This is a genomic window from Streptomyces sp. NPDC059003, assembly GCF_042740445.1.
Classification (GTDB): Bacteria; Actinomycetota; Actinomycetes; order Streptomycetales; family Streptomycetaceae; genus Streptomyces.
Genome location: NZ_JBHYJH010000052.1, coordinates 39300 through 53819, shown reverse-complemented (window position 1 = coordinate 53819; position 14520 = coordinate 39300). Strand labels below are relative to the sequence as shown.

Below are 14520 nucleotides of genomic sequence, written 5' to 3'. Positions count from 1 at the left end.
AAAGGGGGAAAGGGGCGAAGCCCCATGCGAGAAGGGCGGGTGGGCGGGGAAAAAAAGCGAGCGCGCAGCGCGAAGCCAGCTCAGCGGCGCAAGGCGGGGCGATGTGGCGGGGTCCGGGGCGGCAGCACCGGAGAAGGGCGGGCGGGTGGGGGATATCAGCCTGCCCGGCGCTTGAGAGCGAGGCGCGCAGCGCCGGAGAGGAGGGGGGCTGGGGGCGGAGCCCCCAGGGGAAGGGCGGGTGGGTGGGGAAGAAACAGCCCGCCCGGCGCTTGAGGGCGAGGCGCGGCGTGGAGCGGTGATGAAGCGGAAAAAGGGGCGCAGCCCCAGGCCCGGTGGGGGCTGGGGCTGTGGCCTCAGGAAGGGCGGGTGGGTGGGGAGAACCCCGTCACACGGCCACCGGCTCCCGGGCCTCGACCGGCGCATCCTCGGCCACCACAGCGGAGCGCCCAGGCAACAGCGCCGCAGCAACAGCCGCAACCCCCACAACCCCCGCCCCCACCCACAGCGCAGGCCGGAGCCCGTCCACGAACCGCACCGCGGACTCGTACCCACCCTGGGCGGAGAACACCGAGGCGAGCACCGCGATACCGAGCGCCCCGCCGACCTCACGCAGGGCGTTGTTCGCGCCGGAGGCGATGCCCTGCTCGGAGGGCCGGACGCTGGACATGACCAGGTTGGCGGCGGGAGCGAAGTACAGCGCCATGCCGATGCCGCTGATGATCAGGGCGGGCAGCTGCGCGGCGTACGCCACATCGGGCTCCAGGACGACGGCGAACCAGCCGAGGCCGATGGCCTGGAGGGCGAGGCCCGCGGTGACGACGGGACGGCCACCGATCCGGTCCGAGAGGTAGCCCGCGACGGGCGCGACGATCATCGGCATACCGGTCCAGGGGAGCATCCGCAGCCCCGCCTCGGTCGGCGAGTAGCCGAGCACACCCTGGAGGAACTGGCTGAGCAGGAAGATCGAGCCGAACATCCCGACGAACATCAGCAGGCTCGCGGCGTTGATCGCCGAGAACGCACGGTTGCGGAAGAGCCGCATCGGCAGCATCGGGGCCCGGTTGTGGATGCCGTGGTGCACGAACCCGGCGAGCAGCGCGCCGCCCGCGATCAGTCCGGTCAGGACGGGCGCGCTGGTCCAGCCGTCGATGTTGCCGCGGATCAGGGCGTAGACGATGCCGAAGAGGCCACCGCTGGCCAGCAGGGTGCCGGGGATGTCGAGCGGGGCACCCGTGCCGTACGACTCGGTGAGGCGCAGCCGGGCGAGCGGCAGCAGGGCGAGGCCGAGCGGGACGTTCAGCCAGAAGATCCACTGCCAGGAGACGTGCTCGGTGAGGGCGCCTCCGATGAGCGGCCCGCTGGCGACGGCGAGGCCGTTGACGGCGCCCCAGATTCCGTACGCCATACCGCGCTTGGCGGCCGGCACGGCGGCCGTGAGCAGGGTCAGCGTCAGCGGCATCATGATCGCGGCGCCGACGCCCTGGACGGCGCGCGCGGCGATCAGCGCCTCGATGCCGGGCGCGAGGGCCGCGGCGGCGGAGGCCCCGGTGAAGATCGTGAGGCCGATCCCGAAGAGCTTGCGGCGTCCGAACCTGTCCCCCAGGGCGGCGCCGAACATCAGCAGCACGGCGAAGGTGAGCGTGTAGGCGCTCACCGTCCACTCCAGGTCCTCGAGCGCTCCTCCGAGGTCCTCACGGATGGAGGGCAGCGCGGTGGTGACGACGAGGTTGTCCAGGGCGGCCATGAATCCGGCGACGCTGGTGATGACGAGGGCCCAGACGGCTCCTCCGGGGCGTGCTGCTTGCTGTGACATTGCTCCCCCAGGTGACGGTTCGGTGAGTGACGTTCGATTGATTAGTAATTGATGACTAACTTTCGAGGGCATGAGAAGGCCCGGCAGGAACCGGACTCCCCCAGCGCGCCCTCAGGCCTCCGCGCGCCCGCCTCCAGGCTGCGCCGACAGGTAGAGGCCCTCCCAGATGCGATGCTCGGCCGGAAACCCCATGGCGGCCAGGACGTTGATGAGCATCCCGTACGCCATGAACTGCGTCGTCTCGTTCACATCGGCACCGAGCGGCAGGTGCACCGTGTCGAAGAGGCTCATCCACCCCGCGCGCACCATCTCGCCGAACTCGTGGTCCCCGGCGGCCTCGGCCGCCGCCACGGCGACGTACGTCTGGAGCTGCAGCTGGAGCTTGTCGGGGTCCTTCGCGATGAGATCGCCGTACGCCCTCGCCATGGCGTGCAGGGCCTCTTCGCCGTGCAGCCCCTCGCCCGCCTCCTCGAAGACGCGGCGGACCTCCTCCACGCAGCGGGCCGACGCCGCGAGGAAGATCGCCTTCTTGCCCGGGAAGAGCCGGAAGAGATAGGGCTGCGAGACCCCGACACGCTTGGCGATCGCCTCGGTCGACGTCCCGTGGTACCCACCGCGGGCGAATTCGCTCATCGCCGCACGGATGACGCTCTCGCGCCTCTCTTCTGCGCTCATCCTGACCATGCGAGTAAGTTAGTACTCAATCACTAACTACGTCAAGGGGGTGCCGGAACGCCGCCCGAACCCCAGACGTTGTGCAGGCCAGGGGGCCACAAACACGTAAGGAGCGCCCCACCATGGAGGGCGCCCCTTACATCCACTCACACGCGGATGCGCACGCGTACGCATCCGCATCCGCGGCTGCCGGTCATCGGCTACGCCAGGCGCACGACCGCCCGCGCCATGCCGAGCACCTTCTGCTCGCCGCTCTTCGCGATCAGGTCGACCCGCACCCGCTGGTCGTCGAGCTTGACCGCGACCTTGCCGCTGACCTCGATCGTCGCGCCCTTGTCGTCGTTCGGGACCACGACGGGCTTGGTGAAGCGCACGCCGTACTCGGCGACGGCTCCCGGGTCGCCCACCCAGTCCGTCACGACGCGGATCGCCTCGGCCATGGTGAACATGCCGTGCGCGATGACGTCGGGCAGGCCGACCTCGACCGCGAACTTCTCGTTCCAGTGGATCGGGTTGAAGTCACCGGACGCGCCCGCGTACTGCACGAGTGTGGCGCGTGTCACCGGGAAGGTCTGGGCCGGCAGCTCCGTGCCGACCTCGACGTCGTCGTATGCGATCTTCGCCGTCATCGCCTCACGCCTCCTCGGCGGCCCGTGCGACGAGCTTGGTCCAGGCGGTCACCACGTGCTCGCCCGCCTCGTCGTGGACCTCGCCGCGAATGTCCAGGATGTCGTTGCCCGCCACGGACTTGATCGTCTCGATGGTCGAGGTGACCGTCAGCCGGTCGCCCGCGTACACGGGACGCGTGTACGCGAACTTCTGGTCGCCGTGCACGACGCGGCTGAAGTCGAGGCCCAGCTGCGGGTCGGAGATGACCTGGCCCGCGGCCTTGTACGTGATCGCGAACACAAAGGTCGGCGGCGCGAGCACGTCGGGGTGGCCGAGCGCCTTGGCGGCCTGCTGGTCGGCGTACGCGGGGTTGGCGTCGCCCACCGCGACCGCGAACTCGCGGATCTTCTCGCGGCCCACCTCGTACGGGGTGGTGGGCGGGTAGGACCGCCCCACGAAGGACTGGTCGAGCGCCATGGCTCGGCACCTCCTGCAACTGGGTTCTCTACGAAGTTTCCCGCGAAGTTCTCTACGAAGATCCGCACGGAGATCTCCGTGCGGTGCCTTGCCGTGCCGTGCTGTGCCGCGCCGTGCGGTGTCACCCGCGGCATTCTTCGTCGAGTTCTTCGCGACCGGGTCGAGAAACGACTCGAGGCCACCCCCACTGATGCGGGGGCGGCCTCGAGTACGAGCCTGTTGTTATCGCGTCTCGCGGTGCGCGGTGTGCGAGTTGCAACGGGGGCAGTGCTTCTTCATCTCAAGACGGTCCGGGTTGTTGCGCCGGTTCTTCTTGGTGATGTAGTTCCGCTCCTTGCACTCCACGCAGGCCAGCGTGATCTTCGGGCGGACGTCGGTGGCAGCCACGTGAGTGCTCCTTGACGGACGGATGGACGGATGAACGCAAAAAAGAGTAGCCGATCGAAGGACCGACCCCACAATCGGCTACCAAGAGTAGCGGTGACCGGACTTGAACCGGTGACACAGCGATTATGAGCCGCTTGCTCTACCGACTGAGCTACACCGCTGCGATGCCGGATCCCCCCGCCCGAAGGCGAGGATCACTCGACATCAGAGCCCCAATGCGGAATCGAACCGCAGACCTTCTCCTTACCATGGAGACGCTCTACCGACTGAGCTATTGGGGCGAGCGATGAAGACATTACACGCTCGGCCGCCGATCGCCCAAATCCGTTTCGCGAGGCCCGTCCATGGGCACGGCACAGGCCCCGATCAGGCCGTCTCGTACGCATCAGGACCCCTCACGAGGCATCTCGGCGCACTCGCACCACATCAGTACGACTATTGCGTTCCTCCCGGAAGCGGGGCCACCGCCGCCCTAGGCTCGGCGCACGCTGCGTGATCTTGCGCGCGGCGCCACCGCGCGCTTCGAGCCGCCCGCAGCCGCCCCCGAGCCCCAGGAGCGCGATGCCCGACAGCCAGCCGCAGCAGCCCCACTCCGCCGAGCCCACCGCCAGGTCCGGGGCCCTGCTGCTCTGCGGGGCGCGGCTCACGGACGGCAGGACCGTCGACGTCCGGCTCGGCGCCGGGCGCATCGAGGCCGTCGGCACGGCCGGCAGCCTCAGCGCGCCCGCCGCACGCGTGGACCTGAGCGGCTATCTCCTGCTCCCCGCGGCCGCGGAGCCGCACGCCCACAGCGACACGGCGCTGTCCGCCCTGTCGGAGGGCCCGGTCCCCTACGACGCCCAGGACGTGCAGCGCCGCACTACGGAGGCGGCCCTGTTGCAGCTCGGGCACGGGGCGACGGCGCTGCGCTCGCACGTGCGGATCGGCGACGTACAGGGGCTGAGCTCCCTGGAGGCGGTGCTCCAGGCGAGGCGGTCGCTGCGCGGGCTCGTCGACCTGTCCACGGTCGCGGTGCCGCGGCTGCTCACCGGGGTCGCGGGTGCCGACGGGCTCGCCATGCTGCGGGACGCGCTGCGGATGGGCGCCTCCGTAGTGGGCGGCTGCCCGGATCTGGACCCGGATCCGACGGGGTACGCGGAGGCGGTCCTGGAGCTCGCGGCGGAGTACGGGTGCCCCGTCGACCTGCACACGGACGGCTCGGATCCGGTGCGGCTCGCCCGGCTCGCGGCGATGGCGGGCGGGCTGCGGCCCGGGGTGACGCTCGGCCCGTGCGGCGGGCTCGGGCGGCTGCCGTCCGACGTGGCCGCGCGGACGGCGGAGCAGCTCGCGGCGGCCGGGGTGACGGTGGTGTGTCTGCCGCAGGGCGCGTGCGGGGGCACGGAGAGCCGGGACGCCAAGGGCCGGGGCACGGCTCCGGCGCGGCTGCTGCGGTGCGCCGGGGTGCGGGTCGCGGCGGGCAGCGGCGCGATGCGTGACGTGGCGAATCCGGTGGGCCGCGGGGACCCGCTGGAGGCGGCGTACCTGCTGGCGTCCCGCGACGGCCTGCGCCCCGACGAGGCGTACGACGCGGTGAGTTCGGTGGCTCGTGCGGCCCTTGCCCTGCCTCCGGTGCGCGTGGAGGCGGGCTTCCCCGCCGAGCTCCTCGCGGTGCGGGGCGACACGCTCGCGGGGGCGCTTTCGCTGGCGTACAGCCGCGTTGTCGTACACCGGGGGCGCGTGGTGGCGCGGACGAGCGCGGTACGGGAGTACTGCGACTCGGCGGCCGCGGCGGCGCTGGATCTGCCGCGTCAGGGGCGGGGCCGCGGGGAGACGGGCGAGGCGGCGGACCTGCCGGGCGTCTGAGGAACGGGGGCTTCCGCCGCTGGGCGGGAGGTTTCGCGCCAGGCCCGTCCGGCGTTCGAGGACGAGACCGAAGGCCGAGGGCGGAAGACGCAGGCCGAAGGGCGGTCGTCGGCGGCCGTCCGGGGGCCCCGGGTACCGGTCGAGGCCGGGCGGCCAGTGACGGTCGAGCGGTCGGCCGCCCCCTGCCGTACGGTCGGAAGCATGCGCATTGTCATCGCTGGGGGTCATGGTCAGATCGCGCTGCGGCTCGAGCGCCTGCTCGCCGCGCGCGGTGACGAAGTCGCCGGGATCATCCGCAATTCCGCGCACGAGGCCGACGTGCGGGACGCCGGCGCGGAGCCGGTCCTGTGCGACCTGGAGGCGGCGTCCGTGGACGAGGTCGCCGGGCATCTGGAGGGCGCGGACGCGGCCGTCTTCGCGGCGGGCGCGGGTCCCGGCAGCGGCGCGTCCCGCAAGGACACCGTGGACCGGGCCGCCGCCGTCCTGTTCGCGGACGCCGCGGAGCGGGCCGGGGTGCGCCGGTACGTGGTGGTGTCGTCGATGGGCGCGGACCCGGGCCGCGCGGGCGACGAGATCTTCGACGCCTATCTGCGGGCCAAGGGCGAGGCCGACGCGTACGTACGCGGCCGGGCCGCCCTGGACTGGACGATCCTGCGGCCCGGCATGCTCACGGACGACGCGGGCACGGGTCTCGTACGCCTGGAGGCCGCCACGGGGCGCGGGCCCGTCCCGCGCGACGACGTGGCCGCGGTGCTCGCGGAGCTGGTGGAGACGTCAGCGACGGCGGGCCTGACGCTTGAGCTGATCAGCGGGTCCACGCCGGTGTCCGTGGCCGTCAAGTCGGTTGCCGGGAACTGACGTTGCCGTGCGGGCCGTGCCCGTTCAGCCCGTGCCCGTTCAGAACAGGGGCAGCTGCCCCGGGAACTCCGGCACCACGTAGCCGTCGAGCGCGGGCTGCGCGGCGCCCAGCTGGGCGTGCCGTCGGGACCCGGGGCACGAGATCAGCTCCAGGCCGCCGCGTGGGCCCGGCGGGTCGTGGCGGGCGAACCGTCCGCCGACGACGGCGATTTCACGGCGGCACTCCGGGCAGTGCCTGCGGCGGGGCGAGCTGGGCGACGACATGCCCCCAGTCTGCCCGCGCGCCCGGCCGCACACGAGGCACGGGCGGGCGCGTGCCGCCCGCCCCACCGCGACGCGTGGCCCATCGAGCACCGCGGCCCATCAACGAAGAAACCCCCTCCGATCTGCTCTCACAGATCGGAGGGGGTCTCCCTCAGCGTGGCGGCGCCAGGATTCGAACCTGGGAAGGCTGAGCCGGCAGATTTACAGTCTGCTCCCTTTGGCCGCTCGGGCACACCGCCGGGGTTGCTGCCTGGCGCCGCTTTCGCGGTGCTCCGTGGCAACGACGTAAACGATACCTGATGTGCCGGGGTGCTTCGCCACCCGATTGATCCGCACCCGTCGCGGGGGCAGTAGCTAGGCTTTGCGGATGCGGTCGGCGACTGAAGGCCGTGTACCCGCTGAGTACGCAGATACCGATACAAGGAGCCACAGGACATGGCCGACTCCAGTTTCGACATCGTCTCGAAGGTCGAGCGGCAGGAGGTCGACAACGCCCTCAACCAGACGGCCAAGGAGATCTCGCAGCGCTACGACTTCAAGGGCACGGGCGCCTCGATCTCGTGGTCCGGCGAGAAGATCCTGATGGAGGCGAACGGCGAGGACCGGGTCAAGGCGATCCTCGACGTCTTCCAGTCCAAGCTGATCAAGCGCGGCATCTCGCTGAAGTCGCTGGACGCGGGCGAGCCGCAGCTGTCCGGCAAGGAGTACAAGATCTTCGCGTCGATCGAGGAGGGCATCTCCCAGGACAACGCGAAGAAGGTCGCGAAGATCATCCGCGACGAGGGCCCGAAGGGCGTCAAGGCGCAGGTGCAGGGCGAAGAGCTGCGCGTCAGCTCCAAGAGCCGCGACGACCTGCAGACCGTGATCGCCCTCCTGAAGGGCAAGGACTTCGACTTCGCGCTGCAGTTCGTGAACTACCGGTAACCACCGGCGGACGCCGAACGGATCGAGGGGCGGGCACCCGGGCCGGGTGCCCGCCCTTGCTGCTGGCCGCAGTCTTCGGGGTGGGGCGTTGGTGGTCAGCGGCGGGAGTGGCCGAACAGGATGCGGTACGCGATCAGGAGGACCAGCGAGCCGCCTATGGCCGCCACCCAGGTCGCGCCGTCGTAGAAGTGGTCGGCCACGGGGCGGTCGAGGAAGCGCGCGGAGATCCAGCCGCCCACGAAGGCGCCGGCGATGCCGATCACCGTCGTGCCGATGAAGCCGCCCGGGTCGCGGCCCGGCAGCAGCAGCTTGGCGGTGGCGCCGGCGAGGAGACCGAGAACGATCCAGCTGATGATGCCCATGCGGTGACCTGCCTTTTCGTACCTTTTCGTGCGCTGTTGTCCTGGAGGACGTCTCGCGCGCCGCGCCCGGTTCCCGCATGTCAGTAGGGTGCGGCGCATGACACAGCGGGGATCGTCGGGGGCGGTCGGGCTGCGGCGGACGCTCGGGGTTTTTGATGCGGTGGTCATCGGGCTCGGGTCGATGGTGGGGGCCGGGGTCTTCGCCGTCCTCGGGCCCGCGGCGGGGGCGGCGGGGTCGGGGCTGCTCCTCGGGCTCGGGGTCGCCGCCGTGGTGGCGTACTGCAACGCCATGGCGTCGGCGCGGCTCGCCGCGCGGTATCCGGCGTCGGGCGGGACGTACGTGTACGGGCGGGAGCGGCTCGGGGCGCTCTGGGGGTATTTGGCGGGCTGGGCGTTCGTGGTCGGCAAGACGGCCTCGTGCGCGGCCATGGCGCTGACCGTGGGCGCCTACGCCTGGCCGGGGCAGGCGCATGCGGTCGCGGTGGCGGCCGTGGTGCTGCTGACCGCCGTGAACTGTCTGGGCGTCCAGAAGTCGCTGTGGCTGACGCGGGGCATCGTGGCGGTGGTGCTCGCCGTCCTCGCGGCGGTGGTCGTGGCCTGCCTGGGCTCGGCGGAGTCCACCCCGGACCGGCTCGACGTGGGGCTCTCGGACGGCGGGCTCGGCGGCGTGCTGCAGGCGGCCGGGCTGCTGTTCTTCGCTTTCGCCGGGTACGCGCGCGTGGCCACGCTCGGCGAGGAGGTACGTGATCCGGCGCGCACCATTCCGCGGGCGATCCCGCTGGCGCTGGGCATCACCCTGTGTGTGTACGCGTGTGTGGCGGCTGCGGTCCTTTCCGTGCTCGGGTCGGGCGGCCTTGCTCAGGCGTCGGCTCCGCTGTCCGACGCCGTGCGGGCCGCTGGGGTGCCGGGGCTCGCTCCGGTGGTGCGGGTGGGGGCGGCCGTGGCGGCGCTCGGCTCGCTGCTCGCGCTGATCCTCGGGGTGTCGCGGACGACGCTCGCCATGGCGCGCGACCGCCATCTGCCGGGGGTGCTGGCCGCCGTTCATCCGCGCTTCCAGGTGCCGCAGCGGGCGGAGCTCGCCGTCGGCGCGGTGGTCGCGGTCCTCGCCGCGACGGTGGACGTGCGCGGCGCGGTGGGCTTCTCCTCCTTCGGGGTGCTCGTGTACTACGCGATCGCCAACGCGTCGGCCTGGACGCTGAGTTCGGCCCCGCTCGCGCGCGTGGGGCCGGTGGTGGGCCTCGCGGGCTGCCTGACGCTGGCGTTCGCCCTGCCCGGGGCGTCGGTGGTGGCGGGCGGGGCGGTGCTGGTGGTGGGCGCGCTTGCTTATGGGGTGCGGCGGCGGTGGGGGTGATGCGCGCGTGCGCCACCTGTGGGTGCTCGTGGAGGGCTGCCCACCGCGGGGTACTTGTGAAGGGTGCCCTCCGGGGGCGCGTCAGGCGCGTATGGCTCGTATGGCTCGTCAGGTGCGTATGAGGTCCTGGGTCCAGCCCCGGACCCAAGCGGCGTGCGGGCGCCGGGCGTTGGCCGGGCGGTGCGGCAACCGCTCGATACCCGGCATGCGTTCGTCCGTCACGCATTCTTCCGTCACGCGTTCACGCGTCACGCGTTCTTCCGTCATGCGTTCATGATGGACCCCGCCACTGACAATCGCCGTGGACGCCGCCTCGCGGGCGCTCTCACCAGCCCCGCGGCTCCCCCGAACCCTGCGCGGACGGGGCCCAGGCCCCCCGCGGGGCGGCGAACGGCTCGTCCGTGGGCACGATTTCGCGGCCCAGCGGCATCAGCGAGATGGGGATCAGCTTGAAGTTGGCGAGGCCGAGCGGGATGCCGATGATCGTGAGGCACAGGATCAGGCCGGTGAAGATGTGTCCGAGGGCGAGCCACCAGCCCGCGAGGACCAGCCAGATGACGTTGCCGATCAGGGACGGCGCGCCCGCGTCCGGCCGCTCGACGGCCTTGCGGCCGAAGGGCCACAGGGCGAACAGGCCGATACGGAAGGCCGCGAGGCCCAGTGGGATGCCGATGATCGTGACGCACAACACCGCGCCTGCGAAGAGGTACGCGAGGCACATCCAGAGTCCGCACAGGACGAGCCAAATGACGTTGAGGACAATCTTCACTGCTGGCGACCTGCCATCTGCTCGAGCCGGGCGATGCGCTCCGCCATCGGCGGGTGAGTGGAGAACATCTTCGACATACCCTGACCCGGCCGGAAGGGATTCGCAATCATCATGTGGCTCGCCGTCTCCAGGCGTGGCTCAGGGGGAAGCGGCAGCTGCTTCGTGCCGGCGTCGAGCTTGCGCAGGGCGCTGGCGAGGGCGAGGGGGTCGCCGGTGAGCTGCGCTCCGGAGGCGTCGGCCTCGTACTCGCGGGAACGGCTGATGGCGAGCTGGATGATGGATGCGGCCAGCGGGCCGAGGAGCATGATCAGGAGCATGCCGAAGATGCCGGGGCCGTCGTTGTCGTTCGAGCGGCCGACCGGAATGAGCCATGCGAAGTTGACCAGAAACATGATGACGGAGGCGAGCGCGCCGGCGACCGACGAGATCAGGATGTCGCGGTTGTAGACATGGCTGAGCTCGTGGCCGATGACGCCGCGCAGCTCGCGCTGGTCGAGGATCCGCAGGATGCCCTCCGTGCAGCACACGGCGGCGTTACGCGGATTGCGGCCGGTCGCGAAGGCGTTCGGCGCCTCCGTCGGGGAGATGTAGAGGCGGGGCATGGGCTGGCGGGCCTGGGTGGAGAGCTCGCGCACCATCCGGTACAGCTCGGGGGCCTCGAACTCGCTCACCGGGCGGGCCCGCATGGCGCGCAGGGCCAGCTTGTCGCTGTTCCAGTAGGCGTACGCGTTCGTCCCGATGGCTACGAAGAGCGCCACGACCAGGCCCGTACGCCCGAAGAAGCTGCCGATGACAAGGATGAGTGCGGACAGTCCCCCGAGGAGTACGGCGGTCTTCAGCCCGTTGGTCCGGCGGTGCACGGTACGCCCTCCTGGTGGTGCGCGGGGGAACCCTCTGCTTGCTGGTCTTCCACTGTTCAGTGGACCCTCCCTTACTGGTCAACGCCAGGCGGGAGGAGCTAGTTCCCTTGTGCGCACGGAGGACGGCGTGGGCCGCCCGGGTGACGGGCCAAAGCGGGCCGGTCCCGTCCGGGGGACGTGCTGGTCAGAACGGGCTGGTCGCCGTGAACCTCAGGACGAGCTGGGGCGCTCCGGAGAGGGCGATTCCGAGCACCGCGGTCACCGCGATGGCCGCGGTGAGCGGGGCCGGGACGCGGTGCCGCGCGGGCTCGCCCTCCGGGGCGCGGAACAGCAGCGCCGTCCACTGGAGGTAGTAGTACAGGGCGATGACCACGTTGACGGCCATGACCACGGCGAGCCAGCCGAGGCCCGCGTCGACCGCCGCCGAGAAGACGGTGACCTTCGCGAAGAGGCCGATGATGCCGGGCGGCAGGCCCGCGAGGCAGAGCAGGAAGAACGCGAGCGTCAGGGCGGACAGGGGGCTCCTGGCGTACAGGCCGCGGTAGTCGCTGACGCGGTTGAGCCGCTTCGTGCGGCCGACGAGGGCGGCGACGGCGAACGCCCCCAGGTTCACGACGGCGTACATCAGGGCGTACGCGACGGTGGCGCCCACGGCGTCCGTGGGGTCGTCCTCCCCTCTGCCGTGGTCGAATCCGGCCGCCGCGATCGGCACCAGGAGGTAGCCCGCCTGGGCGACGGACGACCAGGCGAGCAGCCGGACCGCGCTGTACGCGCGCGTGGCCTGCTGTCTGAGGGCGGCGACGTTGCCCGCGGTCATGGTGAGGGCGGCGAGGACCGCGATGGCGGGGCCCCAGACGTCGTCGTAGGAGCGGAAGCCGACGACGGTGACCAGGATGAGGCCGGTGAAGCCGACGGCCTTGCCGACGACCGAGAGGTACGCGGCGACGGGCAGGGGCGCGCCTACGTAGGCGTCGGGTACCCAGAAGTGGAACGGTACGGCCGCCACCTTGAAGGCGAATCCGACGAGGGTGAAGATCACTCCGGCCCGTACGAGCGTCTCCAGCTGCCCGTCGACCTGGCCGAGCTTCTCGTCGAGCTCGGTGAGGTACAGGGTGCCGGTGGCCGCGTACACGAAGCTCACGCCCAGGAGGGTCACCGCGGTGGCGGTGACCGAGGACAGGAAGAACTTCAGGGCCGCTTCGGAGGACCGCTTGTCGCCGCGCTTGAGGCCGACGAGGGCGAACGCGGGCAGGGAGGCCACTTCGAGGGCGACGACGAGCGTGGCGAGGTCGCGGGAGGCGGGCAGCAGGACGGCGCCCGCCGCGGAGGAGAGCAGCAGGAACCAGAACTCCCCTTCGGGGAGCTCCCGCTTGGCGTTCCGCGCGTCCTTGAGGGTGCTCAGGGAGAGCAGGGCGGCGAGCAGCGCGCCGCCCAGGACGAGGAGCTGGATGGCGATCGTGAACTCGTCGACGGTGTAGCTGCAGACGTTGCCGCCCGTGCCGACCACGCAGAAGGTGTCGCGGTGGTGGGAGTCCGCGATCGGCAGCATGGACGCGGCCGCCCCGGCGAGGCCCGCGACGGAGATCCAGCCGAGCAGCGCCTTGCGGTGCTCGCCCACGAAGAGGTCGACGACGAGCACGGCGAGCGCGACGACGGCCGTGATGGTGGGCGGCAGGACCGCCGGCCAGTCGACGTTCTGGACGACGCTCGCGGCGGTCTCGACGACCGCGGTCTCGGTGGTGGCCACGGTCACGACTTTCCTCCCGCGAGGAGCTGCTGCACGGCCGGGTCGGTGAGGCTCAGGAGGGCCGCGGGCCAGAGTCCGGCGAGGACGGTGAGGGCGACGAGCGGGGTCCAGGCGGCGAACTCGTAGCCGTGCACGTCGGCGAGGCGCGGCGCGCCGGGCTCGGCGGCGGGGCCCATGCAGACGCGGCGTACGACGACGAGCATGTACGCGGCCGTGAGCAGGGTGCCGAAGGCCGCGATCGCCATGAACGTGAGGAACGCGGGGCGGCTGAGGTCGTCGGCGGGTTTGAACGCGCCGAACAGCGCGAGCATCTCGCCCCAGAATCCGGCAAGGCCCGGCAGCCCGAGGGAAGCGACGGCGCCGAACGCGAGGAGGCCGCCGAGGCGCGGCGCCTTGCCGTACAGGGCGGCGCCCGACCCCTTGGCAAGGGTGTCGAGGTCGCTGGTGCCGGTGCGGTCCTTGAGGGCGCCGACGAGGAAGAACAGCAGGCCGGTGATGAGGCCGTGGGCGATGTTCGCGAAGAGCGCGCCGTTCACGCCGGTCGGGCTCATCGTGGCGATGCCGAGGAGGACGAAGCCCATGTGGCCGACGGACGAGTACGCGATGAGGCGCTTGAGGTCGCCCTTCGCGCCGGGCCTGGCCAGCGCGAGGCAGGCGAGGGATCCATAGATGATCCCGACGACGGCGAACGCGGCGAGGTAGGGCGCGAACGTCGCCATCCCGTCGGGCGCGACGGGCAGCAGGATCCGGACGAATCCGTACGTACCCATCTTCAGCAGGACGCCGGCGAGGAGGACCGAGCCGACGGTGGGCGCGGCGGTGTGGGCGTCCGGCAGCCAGCTGTGCAGCGGCCACATCGGCGTCTTGACGGCGAGCCCGATCCCGATCGCCAGAACGGCGATGACCTGCACGGACTTGGTGAGGCCCGGCTGATTGTCAGTGGCGAGTGCCACCATGTCGAATGTGCCGGACCTGAGTCCGATGAGGAGCAGGCCAAGCAGCATCACGACCGAGCCGAGCAGGGTGTAGAGGATGAACTTCCAAGCGGCCTGCGTCCGTTGCTCACCGCCCCAGCGGGCGATGAGGAAGTACATCGGGATGAGCACCATCTCGAACGCGAGGAAGAACAGCAGCAGATCGAGGACGGCGAAGGTCGCGAGGGTGCCGGACTCGAGGACGAGGACCAGCGCCACGAATGCCTTGGGGGACGGGCCCGCAGGCATCTTGAAGTAGCTGTACAGCGCGCAGAGGAAGGTCAGCAGCGCGGTCAGGACCAGGAGGGGGAGCGAGATGCCGTCGATGCCGAGGTGGATGCGCACGTCGAGTGCGGGGATCCAGCTGATATCGGTCGTGGCCTGCATTTTCGACGGGTGGTCGTGGTCGAAGCCGAGCGCGAGGACGATCGCCGCGATGAGCACGACGCCGGTCACGGTCACGCCGTGGCGGAGCACGGCCTGGTCCGGGGACTTCCCCTTCAGCCCGGGCGGGGCCGGGAGGAGAGCGGCCGCGGCGCCGACGAGCGGGCCGACGACGATCAACGCGAGAAGGAACTGCATCACTGACTCACTGATACCGATCACGG

At 71.2% G+C, this 14520-nt stretch carries 16 protein-coding genes and 3 tRNA genes; 4 read left to right on the top strand and 15 right to left on the bottom strand.

Annotated elements, in window-relative coordinates; translation table 11 throughout:
• Positions 1-385 precede the first annotated feature (385 nt).
• From ACFWZ5_RS19965 to ACFWZ5_RS19935, 7 genes are all read right to left on the bottom strand, one after another.
• Positions 386-1813: a DHA2 family efflux MFS transporter permease subunit gene (locus tag ACFWZ5_RS19965; RefSeq protein ID WP_384797856.1), complete on the bottom strand. Its 1428-nt coding sequence runs from the start codon at positions 1811-1813 to the stop codon at positions 386-388.
• A gap of 111 nt (positions 1814-1924) precedes the next feature.
• Positions 1925-2497, bottom strand: a complete 573-nt coding sequence (locus ACFWZ5_RS19960; protein ID WP_384797859.1) for a TetR/AcrR family transcriptional regulator — start codon at positions 2495-2497, stop codon at positions 1925-1927.
• A gap of 191 nt (positions 2498-2688) precedes the next feature.
• Positions 2689-3117 carry a MaoC family dehydratase gene (locus ACFWZ5_RS19955; protein WP_384797862.1) on the bottom strand — a complete coding sequence of 143 codons (429 nt, stop codon included), beginning with the start codon at positions 3115-3117 and terminating at the stop codon, positions 2689-2691.
• A gap of 4 nt (positions 3118-3121) precedes the next feature.
• A complete protein-coding gene (locus ACFWZ5_RS19950) occupies positions 3122-3574 on the bottom strand; it encodes a MaoC family dehydratase N-terminal domain-containing protein (protein WP_384797865.1) in 453 nt (150 codons plus the stop codon).
• Positions 3575-3796: 222 nt separating this feature from the next.
• Complete coding sequence (rpmG, locus tag ACFWZ5_RS19945) at positions 3797-3961, bottom strand: 50S ribosomal protein L33 (protein WP_003956487.1); 165 nt, start codon at positions 3959-3961, stop codon at positions 3797-3799.
• Between the two features lie 88 nt (positions 3962-4049).
• A tRNA-Met gene (locus tag ACFWZ5_RS19940) sits at positions 4050-4122 on the bottom strand.
• A gap of 47 nt (positions 4123-4169) precedes the next feature.
• Positions 4170-4242: transfer RNA gene (locus ACFWZ5_RS19935), tRNA-Thr, on the bottom strand.
• 280 nt (positions 4243-4522) lie between these two features.
• Here ACFWZ5_RS19935 and ACFWZ5_RS19930 point away from each other — a divergent pair.
• Together ACFWZ5_RS19930 and ACFWZ5_RS19925 are read left to right on the top strand one after the other, a co-directional pair.
• Entirely contained in the window at positions 4523-5803 is a 1281-nt protein-coding gene (locus ACFWZ5_RS19930; protein WP_384797868.1) for an amidohydrolase family protein, read from the top strand.
• Positions 5804-6004: 201 nt separating this feature from the next.
• Complete coding sequence (locus tag ACFWZ5_RS19925) at positions 6005-6661, top strand: NAD(P)H-binding protein (RefSeq protein WP_384797871.1); 657 nt, start codon at positions 6005-6007, stop codon at positions 6659-6661.
• A gap of 39 nt (positions 6662-6700) precedes the next feature.
• On the opposite strand, the gene ACFWZ5_RS19920 is transcribed toward ACFWZ5_RS19925, so the two are convergent.
• Both ACFWZ5_RS19920 and ACFWZ5_RS19915 read right to left on the bottom strand, forming a co-directional pair.
• Positions 6701-6925, bottom strand: a complete 225-nt coding sequence (locus ACFWZ5_RS19920; protein WP_384797874.1) for a hypothetical protein — start codon at positions 6923-6925, stop codon at positions 6701-6703.
• A gap of 157 nt (positions 6926-7082) precedes the next feature.
• Positions 7083-7164: transfer RNA gene (locus tag ACFWZ5_RS19915), tRNA-Tyr, on the bottom strand.
• Between the two features lie 196 nt (positions 7165-7360).
• Here ACFWZ5_RS19915 and ACFWZ5_RS19910 point away from each other — a divergent pair.
• A complete protein-coding gene (locus tag ACFWZ5_RS19910) occupies positions 7361-7849 on the top strand; it encodes a YajQ family cyclic di-GMP-binding protein (RefSeq protein WP_384797877.1) in 489 nt (162 codons plus the stop codon).
• A 95-nt stretch (positions 7850-7944) separates the two neighbouring features.
• Here ACFWZ5_RS19910 and ACFWZ5_RS19905 read toward each other — a convergent pair whose 3' ends face one another.
• A complete protein-coding gene (locus ACFWZ5_RS19905; RefSeq protein ID WP_384797880.1) occupies positions 7945-8211 on the bottom strand; it encodes a GlsB/YeaQ/YmgE family stress response membrane protein in 267 nt (88 codons plus the stop codon).
• Between the two features lie 97 nt (positions 8212-8308).
• Between ACFWZ5_RS19905 and ACFWZ5_RS19900 the strand changes: the two genes are divergently transcribed.
• Positions 8309-9562 (top strand): APC family permease, encoded by a 1254-nt coding sequence (locus tag ACFWZ5_RS19900; protein WP_384797883.1) that lies wholly within the window; start codon positions 8309-8311, stop codon positions 9560-9562.
• Positions 9563-9670: 108 nt separating this feature from the next.
• Here ACFWZ5_RS19900 and ACFWZ5_RS19895 read toward each other — a convergent pair whose 3' ends face one another.
• From ACFWZ5_RS19895 to ACFWZ5_RS19875, 5 genes are all read right to left on the bottom strand, one after another.
• The gene (locus tag ACFWZ5_RS19895) at positions 9671-9829 is read right to left on the bottom strand and encodes a hypothetical protein (RefSeq protein WP_384797886.1); all 159 of its coding nucleotides are present in this window, start codon (positions 9827-9829) and stop codon (positions 9671-9673) included.
• Between the two features lie 58 nt (positions 9830-9887).
• Positions 9888-10331, bottom strand: a complete 444-nt coding sequence (locus ACFWZ5_RS19890; protein WP_384797889.1) for a YccF domain-containing protein — start codon at positions 10329-10331, stop codon at positions 9888-9890.
• Positions 10328-11191, bottom strand: a complete 864-nt coding sequence (gene htpX / locus ACFWZ5_RS19885) for a zinc metalloprotease HtpX (protein WP_384797892.1) — start codon at positions 11189-11191, stop codon at positions 10328-10330. Before htpX ends, ACFWZ5_RS19890 begins: the two co-directional genes overlap by 4 nt.
• 184 nt (positions 11192-11375) lie before the next feature.
• On the bottom strand, positions 11376-12938 hold the full coding sequence (locus ACFWZ5_RS19880) for an NADH-quinone oxidoreductase subunit N (RefSeq protein ID WP_384797928.1): 1563 nt from the start codon (positions 12936-12938) through the stop codon (positions 11376-11378).
• Positions 12939-12940: 2 nt separating this feature from the next.
• Complete coding sequence (locus ACFWZ5_RS19875) at positions 12941-14518, bottom strand: NADH-quinone oxidoreductase subunit M (RefSeq protein ID WP_384797895.1); 1578 nt, start codon at positions 14516-14518, stop codon at positions 12941-12943.
• Between the last annotated feature and the right edge of the window lie 2 nt (positions 14519-14520).